14 protein-coding genes are annotated in these 14,282 nt (G+C 65.9%); 6 read left to right on the top strand and 8 right to left on the bottom strand.

What is annotated here, in order from left to right; all coding sequences use genetic code 11:
* Positions 1 to 3 precede the first annotated feature (3 nt).
* The 3 genes from KSAC_RS07285 to hrpB all read right to left on the bottom strand — a co-directional run bounded on the left by KSAC_RS07285 (position 4) and on the right by hrpB (position 4,538).
* Positions 4 to 684 carry a winged helix-turn-helix domain-containing protein gene (locus KSAC_RS07285; protein WP_102325606.1) on the bottom strand — a complete coding sequence of 227 codons (681 nt, stop codon included), beginning with the start codon at positions 682 to 684 and terminating at the stop codon, positions 4 to 6.
* A 31-nt stretch (positions 685 to 715) separates the two neighbouring features.
* Positions 716 to 1,864 (bottom strand): S1C family serine protease, encoded by a 1,149-nt coding sequence (locus tag KSAC_RS07280; RefSeq protein ID WP_207918823.1) that lies wholly within the window; start codon positions 1,862 to 1,864, stop codon positions 716 to 718.
* Between the two features lie 115 nt (positions 1,865 to 1,979).
* Positions 1,980 to 4,538 (bottom strand): ATP-dependent helicase HrpB, encoded by a 2,559-nt coding sequence (gene hrpB / locus KSAC_RS07275; protein ID WP_181417413.1) that lies wholly within the window; start codon positions 4,536 to 4,538, stop codon positions 1,980 to 1,982.
* A 95-nt stretch (positions 4,539 to 4,633) separates the two neighbouring features.
* Here hrpB and KSAC_RS07270 point away from each other — a divergent pair, with 95 nt between their 5' ends.
* Positions 4,634 to 6,721, top strand: coding sequence for a protein-disulfide reductase DsbD family protein (locus KSAC_RS07270; RefSeq protein ID WP_132304915.1), 2,088 nt, complete (start codon positions 4,634 to 4,636; stop codon positions 6,719 to 6,721).
* Positions 6,722 to 6,764: 43 nt separating this feature from the next.
* On the opposite strand, the gene KSAC_RS07265 is transcribed toward KSAC_RS07270, so the two are convergent.
* The 5 genes from KSAC_RS07265 to KSAC_RS07245 all read right to left on the bottom strand — a co-directional run bounded on the left by KSAC_RS07265 (position 6,765) and on the right by KSAC_RS07245 (position 11,312).
* Positions 6,765 to 7,694 carry a hypothetical protein gene (locus KSAC_RS07265; RefSeq protein ID WP_102325607.1) on the bottom strand — a complete coding sequence of 310 codons (930 nt, stop codon included), beginning with the start codon at positions 7,692 to 7,694 and terminating at the stop codon, positions 6,765 to 6,767.
* A 101-nt stretch (positions 7,695 to 7,795) separates the two neighbouring features.
* On the bottom strand, positions 7,796 to 8,758 hold the full coding sequence (hslO, locus tag KSAC_RS07260; protein ID WP_165927298.1) for an Hsp33 family molecular chaperone HslO: 963 nt from the start codon (positions 8,756 to 8,758) through the stop codon (positions 7,796 to 7,798).
* 45 nt (positions 8,759 to 8,803) lie between these two features.
* Complete coding sequence (locus KSAC_RS07255) at positions 8,804 to 9,124, bottom strand: hypothetical protein (protein ID WP_102325609.1); 321 nt, start codon at positions 9,122 to 9,124, stop codon at positions 8,804 to 8,806.
* Complete coding sequence (argF, locus tag KSAC_RS07250) at positions 9,121 to 10,107, bottom strand: ornithine carbamoyltransferase (protein WP_132304911.1); 987 nt, start codon at positions 10,105 to 10,107, stop codon at positions 9,121 to 9,123. Before argF ends, KSAC_RS07255 begins: the two co-directional genes overlap by 4 nt.
* Positions 10,104 to 11,312: an aspartate aminotransferase family protein gene (locus tag KSAC_RS07245; protein WP_132304909.1), complete on the bottom strand. Its 1,209-nt coding sequence runs from the start codon at positions 11,310 to 11,312 to the stop codon at positions 10,104 to 10,106. The genes argF and KSAC_RS07245 overlap by 4 nt, the downstream gene beginning before the upstream one ends.
* Positions 11,313 to 11,602: 290 nt before the next feature.
* On the opposite strand from KSAC_RS07245, the gene KSAC_RS07240 reads away from it, so the two are divergent.
* The 5 genes from KSAC_RS07240 (at position 11,603) to KSAC_RS07220 (ending at position 14,280) form a co-directional block, all read left to right on the top strand.
* Positions 11,603 to 12,244 (top strand): regulatory protein RecX, encoded by a 642-nt coding sequence (locus tag KSAC_RS07240; protein ID WP_132306162.1) that lies wholly within the window; start codon positions 11,603 to 11,605, stop codon positions 12,242 to 12,244.
* Complete coding sequence (locus KSAC_RS07235) at positions 12,241 to 12,693, top strand: CHAP domain-containing protein (protein WP_102325613.1); 453 nt, start codon at positions 12,241 to 12,243, stop codon at positions 12,691 to 12,693. Before KSAC_RS07240 ends, KSAC_RS07235 begins: the two co-directional genes overlap by 4 nt.
* Before the next feature lie 132 nt (positions 12,694 to 12,825).
* Complete coding sequence (locus KSAC_RS07230) at positions 12,826 to 13,071, top strand: twin-arginine translocase TatA/TatE family subunit (protein ID WP_162900433.1); 246 nt, start codon at positions 12,826 to 12,828, stop codon at positions 13,069 to 13,071.
* Between the two features lie 46 nt (positions 13,072 to 13,117).
* Positions 13,118 to 13,741: a methylthioribulose 1-phosphate dehydratase gene (locus KSAC_RS07225; protein WP_207918647.1), complete on the top strand. Its 624-nt coding sequence runs from the start codon at positions 13,118 to 13,120 to the stop codon at positions 13,739 to 13,741.
* Complete coding sequence (locus KSAC_RS07220) at positions 13,738 to 14,280, top strand: 1,2-dihydroxy-3-keto-5-methylthiopentene dioxygenase (RefSeq protein WP_102325616.1); 543 nt, start codon at positions 13,738 to 13,740, stop codon at positions 14,278 to 14,280. The genes KSAC_RS07225 and KSAC_RS07220 overlap by 4 nt, the downstream gene beginning before the upstream one ends.
* The last annotated feature ends 2 nt before the right edge of the window (positions 14,281 to 14,282 follow it).

The raw sequence follows: 14,282 nt of genomic DNA, 5'->3' as shown, positions 1-14,282 counted from the left end.
CGCCTATTCCGCACGCAGCATGTACCCGGCATTGCGGATGGTATGGATCAGCGGGGTGTCGAACGGCTTGTCCACTTTCTGTCGCAGGCGCGAGACATGCACGTCGATCACATTGGTCTGCGGGTCGAAATGGTAGTCCCACACGCCTTCCAGCAGCATGGTCCGGGTCACGACCTGCCCCGCGTGGCGGGTCAGGTATTCCAGCAGGCGGAATTCCCGTGGCTGGAGATCGATCTTGCGCCCCGCGCGGCGCACCGTGCGCGACAGCAGGTCGATTTCAAGGTCCGCCAGTTCCAGCTTGGTCTGCGGCGCGGTTTCGGTCCGGCCACGGCGGCCCAGCGCTTCCACCCGCGCCAGCAGTTCGCTGAAGGCGAAGGGCTTGGTCACATAGTCGTCCCCCCCCGCCTTGAGGCCCTGCACGCGATCATCCACATCCGCCAGCGCCGAAAGCAGCAGGACGGGGGTGGCATTGTTCTGCGCGCGGATGGTCTCGAGCAGGCGCACCCCGTCAATGCCACCGGGTAGCATGCGGTCGAGTATGATCAGGTCGAACTTCTCGCTCACGGCCATGAACAGGCCATCCTTGCCGTTATCGGTCAGTTCGACCAGATGTCCGGCTTCCTTCAGGCCCTTGGCCACGAAATTGCGGACGGTGGGATCGTCCTCGACTACAAGTATATGCACGTTGCCTCACGTCGTTTGGGGCGGGGATCGTTCAGTCTTCCGGGTCCTCGTCGGGGCGGTGGCCGACACAGGCGTTCAGTCCCAGTATCTCATGATGGCGACGGATATGCAGTACCACCGTGGATTCAGGCTGCTTTGCCGCGATGGAGCGGATCAGCATGCGTGATGTGTCAATCGGTTCGTCATTCACCGCGATGATGACATCGCCAATATGCAGGTGCGCCTTCATCGCCGGGCCGTCACGGTCGATGCCGACAATCTGCACACCACCATGCCCCGGCCCGTCAGCCAGCGTAACCCCCAGCCACCCCCGGTCAATGCGGCCCTTGCGGCGCAGTTCCTCTACAATAGGGGCCACGATTTCCGATGGCAGCCCGAACCCGATCCCGACCGATCCCCCGGTGGGGGAGACGATGGCCGTATTCACCGCCACCACCTGCCCGGCCAGATTGAATGACGGTCCCCCTGAATTGCCGGGATTGATGGGCGCATCGATCTGGAAGAAATCGTCAAACGGGCCGGTGCCGATGTCGCGCCCGCGCGCGGATACGATACCCGCCGTAACCGATGAACCCAGCCCGAACGGGTTGCCTGCGGCCATGATCCAGTCGCCGATATTGACCAGCCTGCTGTCGCCCCATGGCACGAATGGCAGGGGACGGGGGGCACGGATTTGGATGACCGCGATATCCGTCAGGTCGTCGCTGCCAACGAGTTGGGCGGGATATTCAGCGCCATCGGCCAGCGATACGGTAATCTGGTCCGCGCCGCCGACTACATGCGCATTGGTCACGATCACGCCGGTGGGGTCGATCAGGAAGCCCGAACCCGCCCCCAGCATTTCTTCCCCATGGGCGCGCATCCGCTCGCGGAAGCGGTGTTCGAACGGCGTGCCCTTCACGCTGGGGGGCAGGGGCTGGTGACCGGGGGCCTGTCGGCTGTCCTGTGCCGTCTGGGAAACGGCGATGTTCACCACCGCCGGACCAACCTGGCGTACCAGCGGCGCGAAGGTCAGCGGCCCGGACGAGACGACCGGCGCCACCGGTGCGGCAAACAGCGACGGGGTCGGCTGTGGGGCGGGTGATGCCACACCCTGCGCGCAGGCCGCCACAGTCTGCATGGTCAGGCCGGGAATGCCCAGCAGCAGTACCGGTAGCAGGCGGGAAGCCGGGCGGTGCATGGCGGTCGGTATCCATGTGGGGCGGCAGGAACAAGCATTCATGATGGGCCATGTTATCTTAAAAAAGCGGCAATGCCATGTCTGCATACCCTCATGTCGGGAAATGCATGCCGAATTATGGGTTCCGCCCGTGCCGTGGGGGGGGTGGAGACGCTGTTGCCGGGTTTTCCGGCCAGTCGTGCCGGGGATAGCGACCGCGCATGTCACGGCGCATATCCGCCCATGACCCCGCCCAGAAACCGGCCAGATCGGCGGTAATGGCCTGCGGTCGGCCCGCCGGTGACAGCAGGGCGATGCGCAGGTCCAGCCGTCCGTCCGCTATGCGTGGTGTCTGGGTCACGCCGTAGAAGGTCTGTGCCCGTGCGCTGGCGACCGGCACGGGTTGCAGGTAGTCCACCGCCGCCCGTCCGCCGGGCAGTTCCAGATGGGCGGGCAGCATCCGGTCCAGCCATTTCAGTGTCGCATGGTCCATCGTGGCGCGCAGCATGGCCAGCAGGTCCATTTCCCCCAGTACCGACAGGCGGCTGACCCCCGCAAGCCATGGGGCCAGCCATGTTCCGGTCGTCCCGGCCAGGGCTGCGTCCGACAGGTCAGGCAGATCGGGACGGTCCAGCCGGGTCCGGGCCAGTTCCACACGCGCCTGAAGCTGGCGGCAGGCATCGGTCCAGTTTAGTGTGGCGGCAAGGTTCTGCGCGGCCTGTGCGCATAGCAGGCTGGATACTTCCTCCGCGCTGGCTGTGACGGTACGGTCGCGCAGCACGAGATTGCCCAGCCGGAGCCTGCGGCGCGCCAGCACGCTGCCGGTGGTGGTGTCCAGCGTGGTCTCGACCTGTTCTTTCGCACGCGCCAGCACGCTATCGGGCAGCGCGTCGCGGTCCAGCGGGGCGGCCAGACAGATTTCCGCCGCCTTGCGCACATGCATGCCCGCGACCGCCAGCAGGCCGTGCCGGGCCAGTTCATCGGTTTTGGACAGGCGCGCGCTCCCCCCGCCTGCAAGGCGGAAGGAGCCAACATCCCCGCGCGACTGCGCCACGCGGTCGGGAAATGCGGCTGCGATCAGGGCCGCGCAGTCACCCTGTGCCACAATATCGCGGCCCAGCCCCAGCCGCCTGCGATACTGTCGGGCGGCGTGGCGGATACGTGACAGGGCAGCACGGTCGGCATCGGGGTGATCGCCCCCTGCCAGCAGGTCAAGGCGCAGGCGGATATCGGCGGGAGCCGGGGGAGGCGCGCCGCGCGCGGGCCCCGCCGGGCGGCGCGGGCGCAACGGGTCGCGTTCTTCCAGCAGGGCGGCAATATCGGCGGCCAGCGCGCATTCGCCGGGACCGCGGGCAGCCAGCATCATGGCGGCAAGGCGCGGATGGGCGCCTAGGCTGGCCATGCGTGTGCCCTCCGGGGTGATGCGGGCGTCATCATCCAGCGCCCCCAGCGCCTGAAGCAGGCTGCGCCCGGCCTCGAACGCGCCATTGGGGGGCGTATCGGGGAAGGGCAGGTCAGCGGGGTCCGTTCCCATCGCCTCCTGCCACGCGGCGGTATCGAGCCGCAGGCCGGTCAGTTCGGCTTCCATCATTTCCGGCTGGTCATGCGGCGGCATGGCGCGGGTTGTCATTTCCGTCCACAGACGGATGGCGATGCCCGGCGCGACACGTCCCGCACGTCCGGCGCGCTGGGCCGCCGCCGCGCGGGAAATGCGTACCGTATCAAGCCGCGTCAGTCCCGTGCCGGGGTCCAGCCGCGGCACACGGCGAAAACCGCCATCCACCACGATGCGTACACCGGGCACGGTCAGCGATGTCTCGGCAATGGAGGTGGACAGGATCACCCGCCTGCGCCCCTGCGGGTGCGGGGTCAGGGCCAGATCCTGCTCGGCGGGGGGGAGTTCACCATACAGCGGAAGGACATCCGCATCCACGCCCGCAAGCGCGCTACGCGCACGCAGGATTTCACCCACGCCCGGCAGGAAGGCAAGGATATCGCCCGCTTCCTCGGCCAGGGCGGTGCGGATGGCGGCAGCCATGGCATCGGGCAGATCCCGGCGATGGACCAGATCGCGCCGCGCGTGGCGGATATCGACCGGAAACATCCGGCCTTCGCTTTCCACCAGTTCGGCACCCATGCGCTGCGACAGGGCGGCACCGTCCATCGTGGCGGACATGGCCACCAGCCGCAGGTCGGGCCGCAGGCTGCGCTGAAGGTCCAGACAGAAGGCAAGGGCGGCATCCGCATCGACGGAGCGTTCATGGATTTCATCAAAGATGACGCAGGCCACCCCATCCAGCGTGGGGTCCGACAGCAGGCGGCGGACCAGCAGCCCTTCGGTAATGACTTCAATACGCGTGCGCTCCGACGTCGCGCCATCCAGTCGCGTGCGGTAGCCCACCAAGCCACCCGGCTGTTCGCCCACCAGTTCGGCCATGCGCTGGGCGGCGGCGCGCGTGGCCAGTCGGCGGGGTTCCAGCATGACGATCCGCCCGTCCTGCCGCCATGGGGCGTCCAGCAGGGCCAGCGGGACCAGCGTGGTCTTGCCCGCACCGGGCGGCGCCACCAGAACGGCGTTGGATGTGCGCGCAAGGGCCGCCTTCAGCGCGGGAATGGCGCTGGATACCGGCAGGTTTTCCCCTGCGGCGGACAGAAGGGGCGCAAGTCGGTTTTGCAAGGTGGGATCGAAAGCCATATCCTGATCTTATGGCGTCCGGCATGGTAACGGGGCAATCCTTGGCATGATGCCGGGACGCGTTTTTCTTTCCTTTCTTTCCGGTGGAGTCTGCTGTGCCCCTTCTGTGGCTTGTGTCGATCCTGTGCACGCTGCTTGCCGTAGCGCCCGTGGCCCATGCCGCGCAGAGCGCGCCGGTAACAACCACGCGCTCCACCGCAACCCTTGTCACCGATGATGACAGCTACATGCCCGGCCGTGCGCTGCATGTGGGGCTGATGCTGCATCTTGCACCCGGCTGGCATACCTACTGGATCAATCCCGGCGATGCAGGGGATGCGCCTACCGTGTCCGTCACCGCGCGGGGCGGCGCGAGCGGGCAGGCCAGCACCATCGAATGGCCTACCCCCCGCGTGCTGCATGACGGGCCGCTGACCTCATACGCCTATACCGGGGATGTGCTGCTGCCGGTCACGCTGTCCCCTGCGCCGGTGGAAGGCAATGATGGTGCGCTTACCCTTGATGCCGAGGCCGACTGGCTGGTCTGTGCCGCCGTCTGTGTGCCCGAACATGGCACCTTCAGCCTGACCCTGCCGCGCGGTGAGCCACATCCCTCGGCGCAGGCAGCGGATTTCGCGCGGGCTGCCGCCAGCAGACCGGTGCCCTCGCCTTTCGCGGCGACACTCTCCCCCACAGGAACCCTGCAGGTCGCGGGCAGCGGGCTTTCCGCCGATGCGGTAAGGGCGGCGTGGTTCATGCCCGAAACGGCGGGGGCGATCGATCAGGATGCGCCGCAGGCCGTGGCGGTGCGCGATGGAATTGTGCAACTGGCCCTGCATCCGGGGCCGGAATTCCATAACGGCACGGGGCTGTCCGGCATTGTGGTGCTGCGCGATGGCATGGGCCGCGAGAGCAGCCTGCGGGTGCAGCCCACACCCGGAGATGTCCGCCCCATTGCGCAGCAGGGTAACGACGTGACTCGCATCGCGGTCCTGCTGGCCATGGCCTTCGCGGGGGGGCTGATCCTGAACCTCATGCCCTGCGTATTTCCGGTGCTGGCGATGAAGGTGCTGGCGCTGGAACGCATGGCGCGCGGGGAACGCAGGGCGGCCCTTGCCGGGGCCGGGGCGTATGCGGCGGGCGTTGTGGGGTCTTTTGTGATGCTGGGCGGCTGTATCGCGGCCCTGCGGGTTGCGGGGCAGCAGGCAGGATGGGGGTTCCAGTTCCAGTCCACCGGCTTTGTCATCACGATCTGCCTGCTGCTGTTTGCGGTCGCCCTTAACCTGCTGGGTGTCTTTAACATCGGCATGCGGCTGGGCTCGCTGGGTAATGCCCTGCCTGCCCATATGGGTGATTTCCTGACCGGGGTGCTGGCGGTTGTGCTGGCCTCCCCCTGTACCGCGCCGTTCATGGGGGCGGCGGTAGCGGGTGCGCTGGCCGCGTCACCGGCAACGGGGCTGCTTATTTTTGCATCCCTCGGGCTGGGACTGGCGGCACCCTACCTGCTACTTGCCGCCATGCCGGGCCTGCTGGGCTGGCTGCCGCGTCCGGGCGCATGGATGGAAACCGTGCGGCACCTGCTGGCGCTGCCGGTGCTGGCGACCTGTGTATGGCTGGGATGGGTCGCATGGCTGGAAGGTGGCAGCGACGGACTTGTCCTGCTTGGGGTGGGGCTGGTGCTGGTTGCGGCTGGCTGCTGGTGCCTGCGCATGGCTGGTCATGCGGATATGCGTGAAGACGGGGTGCATCGCGCCGGATTTTACCGGGCTGTGGCGGTTCTTGCCCTGCTGATGGCGTTCGTGGGTGGGGGTGTGCTGCCTCTGGCCGCCATGCATGAGCACGGGGCGGACAGGGTAGCCGATGGCAGTTCGGCCTTTTCTCCTGCACGGCTGGCACAGTTGCGCGCGCAGGGCCGTCCCGTCTTTGTGGACATGACGGCCGCGTGGTGCATTTCATGTCTGGTCAATGAACGCGTCGCTCTGTCCAGCCATGCCGTGCAGGCGGCGTTTGCGCAGCGTGGAATTGTTTACATGAAAGGCGACTGGACCCGGCGGGATGCCGATATCACAGCTTTCCTGCACGATCATGGTCGTGATGGCGTGCCGTTCTATGTCTATTATCCCGCGCATGGGGCGGAGGTGATCCTGCCGGAAATCCTGTCGCCTGGCATTGTCCTGCGCATGACGGGATCGGATGGCGGATAAGGAAACGGGGGCGGATGATCCGCCCCCGCCCGTCTGTATGATGTCAGTTGGCTGTGCCGGATGTGGTACTGCCCGGCAGGGTCAGCGTGCCCGGCGGGGGCGAACGGAGCTGGCTGCCTTTGGTCGTCTGTGTGGTTGAACCCGTATCGTCGGACGGATAGCCCGCGGGGAAGATGGCATCCGGCCCGTCATCTCCCCTCGGGACGGGTTTTGCCGTCGTCTGGGTTGTTGTGGTGGTAGCGGAAGACGGAGTGCTGTCCGTCGGTCCGCCGCCCAGTGTTACGGAATTACTGTAGGGTGCAACAGCGCCAGAAACCGGTGCGGCGGGGGTGGCTGTTTCCGCACCATCCAGCGGCTGGGCCGCGACGCTGCCGGGCACCGGTGGCGTGACCAGCCAGTTGCCCAGATTGTTGCGGATCTGGTTTTCCAGTTCCACGCTCATGTCCTGCAACATCATGTCGGTCAGGGCATTCAGGTTTTCCGGCGTGTCGGTATTGCCGCTTTTCGTTTTCGGGTCATAGGTCCGCGTGACCTGCGCCACGGCATAGCCCGTGCTGCGCCCATCGGCGGAGGTTACATCCAGATGCACGTTCAGTTGCCCGTCCAGCAGGCCACCGGGCTGGTGCAGGATGGAGGCCCGGTCGATCGTCAGCACGCCCTGTCCCCCGCTGCCCGAGGCAATCAGCCTGTCATGCGCCATCTGCCGTAGCGACTGGTCCGGCGGAAAGGGCGCGCGCGCCGACAGGTCGCCCGGCACCATGCCCGGCTGTCCCCGGTCCACGATGGAGATGGAGGCGACATTCAGATGCAGCGGCGGCTGGCTGCTGAACTGTGGCGGGGCAAAGGTGGTGGTGGGGCGGCTGTCCGCATGGTCGCAGGCGGACAGGGCCATAAGGGGCAGGCTGGCCGCCAGCGCGATACGCAGGCTGCGGCGTAACGGAAGGAGCGAAAGCGGCGAACGGTTCGGTCGCATGAAATATATCCCGATGACGGCTGGCGCGTGCGGCGCGGTCGGTAGATCAGGGGCATGACCGTGCCACGATCCGCGCCGGGCGCAAAGGGGCAGGTGGCTTTTCAGGCCACCTTGCCGCTGATCTCGTCGCGCTGGAAATGGAAACTGTGATTGCAGAAAGAACAGTTCATGCTGATCGTTCCTTCCTTCGCCATATGGTCCAGATCATCCAGCGAAAATGTTTCCAGAAGACCCGACAGCCGCGCGCGGGAGCAGCGGCAGCCAAACGCAAGGGCGCGGGGCTGCCCCACGATCAGCCCTTCCGCATGGAACAGGCGATACAGCAGGTCGGCGGATGAAAGCCGGTCATCCAGCACTTCACGCGCGCTCAGCGTCGTGGCCAGCGTTGTCGCGGTTTCCCACGCATCATCGCCCTGTTCGGCGCTGAGGGTGGTTTCGATGCCACCGGCCGTGGCGATCTTTTCCATCACCAGCGCACCCGCGCGCCAGCCCTGTTCGGTCTTTCCACAGAACAGCCGGACCCAGCAGGCATGCTGTTCGCTGGTGGCGAAGTAATGCGTCGCCATGTCGGACAGGCTTTCGCCCGTCATTTCGACGATACCCTGATGGATGTCGGTGTCCGGTCCCTGATCGACACTGAAGGCGATATAGCCCTTGCCCAGCAATTCACCCGCCGTGGGGTTCGGGGTGGTCCTGAGCAGTTCAGCCACCTGTTCATCATCGGAACGGGCGTGAAAACGCAGCGCGCCCGAATCCGTGCAGTCAGCCACCAGCAGGCTGACCGGGCCATCGCCCTTGGCCTGAAGGGAGAAGGAACCCTGAAATTTCAGCGAGGAGGCAAGCGCCGCCACCAGCGCAAGGGCTTCCCCCGCCAGTTGCAGCACGGCATCGGGATTGTCGTGGCGCGTCAGCAGGGTATCGGTCAGCACGCCGGGCCGGACAAGGCGGCCGCGAACGGGGCGCTGGTCCAGATAGAATGGCACGACGCCCTGCGGCACGACCAGATCGGGCGTGTCAGGGCGGCTGGAATCCAGAAAGGCGGGAGAGGAGATATTGGAAGTCATGGCAGAAACCCGCGGCAGCGCGCCCGCGTGACGGGCGCGGAATAATCACAGATTGGCGGTAATGTCCGCCTCCAGCGCCGCAAGGCGCTGGTCGAGGTCCTTGACCTGCACTGCGGGCAGCAGACCGTTCTCACCTATCGCGGCGATCGCGCGCAGGCGGCAGCGGTCATGTTCCATGTCCAGATCCTGCGTGCGTCCCGCGCCCGCAAGGCAGTCGAGATAGCCATCGCGTATCGCATCAAGGCGGGTATCGGTAACGGGCAGGGCGGCAAAGATGTCGCGCACGCTCTTTTCCGCCCAGCCGGGAACTTCCGGCGTATCTTCGGTCGCGGTCGGCAGGGCGGGCTGTTCAGCCGGTCCGGTCATGCCGTGGGCTCCTTTCCATATTGCTGCCAGTCCTCGCCACACAGCGCCCAGACAAGAATGCCCTTTTGCGCGTGCAGACGGTTCTCGGCCTCGTCAAACACAACGGAATGCGGGCCTTCAAACACGCTTTCCGTCACCTCTTCCCCGATATGGGCAGGCAGGCAGTGCAGGAAAAGGGCGTCGGGGGAGGCATGCGCCATAAGCGCTGCATCAACACGGTAGGGTTCGAACGCATTCAGCCGCTGGTCGGACGCCTTGTCGGACATGCTGACCCATGTATCGGTAATGATCGCATCCGCACCCGCCACGGCGGCCACGGGATCGGTCGTGACCGTGATGTCCGCGCCCTTGCTGCGTGCCCATGCCACGGCCGCGGCGCTGGGTGCGTGGGTCGGGGGCGTGGCCAGACGCAGGTGGTAGCCGAACAGGGCCGCCGCCTCGATAAAGGATGTGGCGACATTGTTGCCATCGCCGACCCAGGCCAGCGTGCGGCCGGTGATCGGGCCGCGATGCTCCTCGAACGTCATGATGTCGGCCATGATCTGCACCGGATGCGAATCCGGGGTCAGGCCGTTGATGACCGGCACGCTGCTCCACCGCGCAAGCTGGCGCAGGTTTTCCGTCTTGCCGGTGCGCAGCACGATGGCGTCGACAAAACGCGACAGCACACGGGCGGTATCGGCAATGCTTTCCCCCCGGCCCAACTGCATGTCCGATGGCGCAAGCAGGATCACGTTGCCGCCAAGCTGCTGCATGCCGACTTCAAATGACACGCGCGTCCGGGTGGATGGCTTGGACAGCATGAGCCCGAGTGCCCGCCCGCGCAGGGGCAGGGCGGGGTGCAGCGGGCGCGCACGCTTATGCTGCATGCGCTTGATGCCCACGGCCACATCCAGAATGGTGCGCAGGGTGGAGGCGTCCAGATCCTTGAGGTCAAGGAAATGGCGGGGGATCAGGGTATCGGGTGACTGAAGCGCGTTCATGCCACATTCTCCGGCTTGGCCGTCGCGGCCAGATGGGCACGCACGCGCTGCGCGGCCCGGTCCAGCATGGACAGCGCGTCCGTGCAGTCGGCTTCGGTTACGGTCAGGGGGGGCAGCATGCGCAGCACGTTGTCGCCAGCCGTGACGCTCAGCATGCCTTCCGCAAGGGCGGCATTCTGCACGGTGGCCACATCGACCTTGCATTTCAGGCCGATCAGCAGGCCAAGCCCGCGCCGCCCGGTAAAGATGTCAGGATGGCTGGCCACCAGCCGGTCAAAGCCCGCGTCAAGCTGCGCCGCCCGGTCACGCACGCCCGCAAGGAAGCCGGGCGCAAGCAGGATGTCCAGCACCGCATTGGCGGCGGCGCATGCCAGCGGGCTGCCGCCAAACGTGGTGCCATGGCTGCCCGGCGTCATGTGCTTTGCAATGGTTTCGGTCGTAAGCACCGCCCCCATGGGGAAGCCCCCGGCGATGCCCTTGGCGGTGGACAGGATATCGGGCGTGATGTCCGACCATTCATAGGCGAACAGACGCCCGCTGCGGCCCATGCCGGACTGGACTTCATCCACGCCCAGAAACAGGCCGTATTCATCACATGCCGCCCGCAGTTCCTGCATGAAGCGCGGGGTGGCGGCATTGATGCCGCTTTCGCCCTGCACCGGCTCGACCATGATGCCTGCGGTTTCCGCCGTAATGACGTCACGCACGGCGTTCATGTTGTTCAGCGGCACATGATCGAAGCCCTCGACCCGCGGGCCGAAGCCGTCAAGGTATTTGGGATTGCCCGTGGCCGACAGTGTCGCAAGCGTGCGCCCGTGGAATGCGCCATTGAAGCAGATGATGCGCGTGCGCTCGGGGTGGCCGGACTTGGCCTGCGCGCGGCGGATCATCTTGATCATGCCTTCATTGGCTTCCGCGCCGGAATTGCAGAAGAAGGCGGTGTCCGCAAAGCTGTTGGCGACAAGCCGCGCGGCCAGCCGTTCGGCCTGCGGCACGCGGTACAGGTTGGACACGTGCATGACGCGCTGCGCCTGCTGCGTGATCGCGTCCACCAGATGCGGGTTGTTATGACCGACCGAGGATGTGGCTATGCCTGATCCGAAGTCCAGGAATCGTCGTCCGTCCACCGTGTACAGCCAGGCACCTTCGCCGCGCTCGAAAGCGAGGTCGGCGCGATTGTAGTTTGGCATCAGGGCGGGAATCATGGATTGGCCTTGCAACTTCGGTTCAAAGAAAAAGGATGGCGGGTTCAGAAACGAAAACGGCCCACCGCCGAGGGGGTGGGCATATTTCTTTCCCGATTTTCCAGATCATGCGCGGATGCGATTCGCACGGCATCCGGCTGCGCATTTTGACCCGGAAGCGCAAGAGAATATGGGCCACGGGGGCGAAATGCAACCTTAACCCCGTTTTCCCCTGTGTTTGCGCCATGGCTGCCATCCGCCAGCCTGCCGGGTATGGGCGGGGACGGCCGGATTGTGGCACAGTGCCGGTTATGGTGGCCCGTTCTTCCCGTTCCGCTCCCCGCCCGCTTCCGCCCGCCCCGGATGGCGCCGTGCTGCGCGCGGTCGCGCTGGCATATCTGGCGCGCTTTTCCGCCACGCGGGCCGCTGTGGAACAGACACTCGTGCGGCATGTGGACCGCTGGGTCCGTCGCGCCATCGCCAGTGGCATGGAAGCGGAGGCGGCCAGTCAGGCCGTCATGCCCGCCCGTGAGCTGATCCCGCGCATCGTTGCCGATATGGAAGGGCTGGGCGCGGTGGATGATGCCCGTTTTTCCGAATTCCGTGCCCGTTCCCTTGCCCGTGCCGGACGATCGCGCCGCATGGTCGCGGCCCATCTGGGCGCGCGCGGCGTGGATGAGGCCACGGCAGGGCAGGCGATGGAGGAAGCGCTGGGCGCGCGCGATGGAGAAGGGCGCGAGACGGAACTGGCGGCGGCGCTGGTATTCGTGCGCAAGCGTCGCGCCGGGCCATTCCTGCGCCCCGATGCGGATGAAGATGAAGCCGCGCAGCGCTACCGGCGTGCGATGGACGCCATGGCGCGGGCGGGGTTTGCCCGCGATACCGCGCGGCAGGCCCTTGATATGGATGTGAGTGAGGCGGAGGACAGGATCATGCGCATGAGGTCGGCATGAAGGCCGTGCTGGCGCGGGCGGTGGCGGGTGGCCTGCTGCTGTCGCTTGCGGCCTGCGCGGGCGGGGGATGGCACGGGGCGGTGCAGTGCGCGCCCTATGCGCGTGAGATCACGCATGTCCAGCTTAGCGGGGATGCGGCGTCATGGTGGGGACAGGCGCGGGGCCGTTATCCACGCGGCAGTGCGCCCGCGCCCGGCGCCGTGCTGGTGTTCCGTTCGACGGGCCGGCTGCCTGCGGGGCATGTGTCGGTCGTGCGCGCGGTTCGCGGCCCGCGGGAAGTGCTGGTGGATCAGGCCAACTGGGTGCCGGGCCGAATCGGCCACGGTGAACCGGTGGTCGATGTATCGGGGCGCAATGACTGGTCGCGGGTGAAGGTTTGGTGGTCCCCCATTCACGATATGGGTAAAACCGTCTATCCTGCATACGGATTTATCCTGCCGACGGGTTGAACGGGCCGACATGGGTGCTTGCATATCATGGGGCGTCCCCTCACATAGGCGGAGTAAGGGCAGGTCGCCTGCCGTATCGGATGGCGGGCGGAAAACGGCATTTTGCGTCATGGACGCGGATTGGGGAATGCAATGGGTAGCTTGAGCTGGGGACATTGGCTGATCGTGCTGGCCGTGGTGCTGGTACTGTTCGGCGGCGGCGGCAAGATCAGTTCGCTCATGGGCGACATGGCGCGCGGGATCAAGTCGTTCAAGAAAAACATGGCTGATGACGCGCCGGATGCCCCGGTTCCGACGGGCCACATCCAAGGACCGGGCAAGGAAACGGACGCCTCCTTTACCGAAAGCCCGCAGCGTTCCGCCAATAACGCGAAATGACAGGGGCCGCGTCCGTGCATGATACGGCGCGTGGATGAAGGGTCTAATGGATAAAGCAGTGTTTCCCGCAGGCGCTTACTGCCGGGCGGTAGAGGGGATTATTGCCGCGGGCCAGCGCATGGACCGCCATGGCTGGGTTCCGGCCACCGCGGGCAATATCAGCATCCGCCTGCCCGATGGCAATCTGGCCATCACCCGTTCCGGCGGCCACAAGGGGCTGCTGGGGGCCGATGGGGTGATCGCGGTGGACATGGCGGGGGTACCTCTCAACGCAGGTGACCGCCCCAGTGCCGAAACCCTGCTGCATTGCCAGATTTATGCCCATGACCCGCAAGCCGGTGCCGTGCTGCATGGGCATTCCGTCGCCTCTACCGTGCTGTCGATGCTGGGCGGTGACGCGCTGGTGCTTGAAGGTTACGAGGTCCAGAAGGTCTTTGCCGGGCAGACGACGCATGGTGCCCGCGTGCATGTTCCCATATTCGACAACGATCAGGATATTGCCCGCCTCTCCCGCGTCGTGGCCCCGCATCTTGATGGCATGCGCGCGGGCTATATCATTCGCGGGCATGGGGTCTATGTGTGGGGAGCGGACATGGACACCGCCCTTGCGCGCCTTGAGGGGCTGGAGTTCCTGCTGGCCTGTGAACTGGAAAAGAGGAAATTCGGATGAGCGTCCTCGATGTCTATGCCGATAACAATCCCGGTACCGCCATCATCCACCTGACTGATCCCGCGCGGATTGCAGGCGAGCTTGCAGCCATCGGCGTGCGCTTCGAACGGTGGGACAGCCCCGTCGTTCCGCCGCGCGATGCGCCGGAAGCCGAGGTGCTTGCCGCCTATCGGCCCTATCTTGACCAGTTGATGGGGGAAACGGGGGCCGGTTCGGCCGATGTGCTGCGCGTTGGTCCCGATACCGAAGGCTGGGCGCAGGCGCGCAGGAAGTTCCTGTCCGAACATGTCCATAGCGAGGACGAAGTCCGTTTCTTCGTGCATGGTCAGGGGAATTTCATTCTGCACGTGAATGACCGTGTCTATAACGTGTGCTGCACGGCGCGTGACCTGATTTCGGTCCCGGCGGGCACGCCGCACTGGTTTGACGGCGGGACCACGCCCGATTTCGTGACCCTGCGGATTTTTACCAATACCGATGGCTGGATTGCCCAGTATACCGGAAGTGACATCGCGGCCAGCTTCAGCCCCGAAGCCTGAAC

The sequence above is a fragment of the Komagataeibacter saccharivorans genome (assembly GCF_004348195.1).
GTDB lineage: Bacteria > Pseudomonadota > Alphaproteobacteria > Acetobacterales > Acetobacteraceae > Komagataeibacter > Komagataeibacter saccharivorans.
The sequence above is the reverse complement of the archived record's forward strand: the minus strand, read 5'-3'. Positions and strand labels throughout refer to the sequence as shown.

Excerpts from the sequence above, each read along its gene's own strand:
- KSAC_RS07280 (WP_207918823.1), bottom strand. The coding sequence starts at position 1,864 with ATGCACCGCCCGGCTTCCCGCCTGCTACCGGTACTGCTGCTGGGCATT.
- hrpB (WP_181417413.1), bottom strand. The coding sequence starts at position 4,538 with ATGGCTTTCGATCCCACCTTGCAAAACCGACTTGCGCCCCTTCTGTCC.
- KSAC_RS07265 (WP_102325607.1), bottom strand. The coding sequence starts at position 7,694 with ATGCGACCGAACCGTTCGCCGCTTTCGCTCCTTCCGTTACGCCGCAGC.
- hslO (WP_165927298.1), bottom strand. The coding sequence starts at position 8,758 with ATGACTTCCAATATCTCCTCTCCCGCCTTTCTGGATTCCAGCCGCCCT.
- KSAC_RS07255 (WP_102325609.1), bottom strand. The coding sequence starts at position 9,124 with ATGACCGGACCGGCTGAACAGCCCGCCCTGCCGACCGCGACCGAAGAT.
- argF (WP_132304911.1), bottom strand. The coding sequence starts at position 10,107 with ATGAACGCGCTTCAGTCACCCGATACCCTGATCCCCCGCCATTTCCTT.
- KSAC_RS07245 (WP_132304909.1), bottom strand. The coding sequence starts at position 11,312 with ATGATTCCCGCCCTGATGCCAAACTACAATCGCGCCGACCTCGCTTTC.
- KSAC_RS07240 (WP_132306162.1), top strand. The coding sequence starts at position 11,603 with ATGGTGGCCCGTTCTTCCCGTTCCGCTCCCCGCCCGCTTCCGCCCGCC.
- KSAC_RS07235 (WP_102325613.1), top strand. The coding sequence starts at position 12,241 with ATGAAGGCCGTGCTGGCGCGGGCGGTGGCGGGTGGCCTGCTGCTGTCG.
- KSAC_RS07230 (WP_162900433.1), top strand. The coding sequence starts at position 12,826 with ATGGGTAGCTTGAGCTGGGGACATTGGCTGATCGTGCTGGCCGTGGTG.
- KSAC_RS07225 (WP_207918647.1), top strand. The coding sequence starts at position 13,118 with ATGGATAAAGCAGTGTTTCCCGCAGGCGCTTACTGCCGGGCGGTAGAG.
- KSAC_RS07220 (WP_102325616.1), top strand. The coding sequence starts at position 13,738 with ATGAGCGTCCTCGATGTCTATGCCGATAACAATCCCGGTACCGCCATC.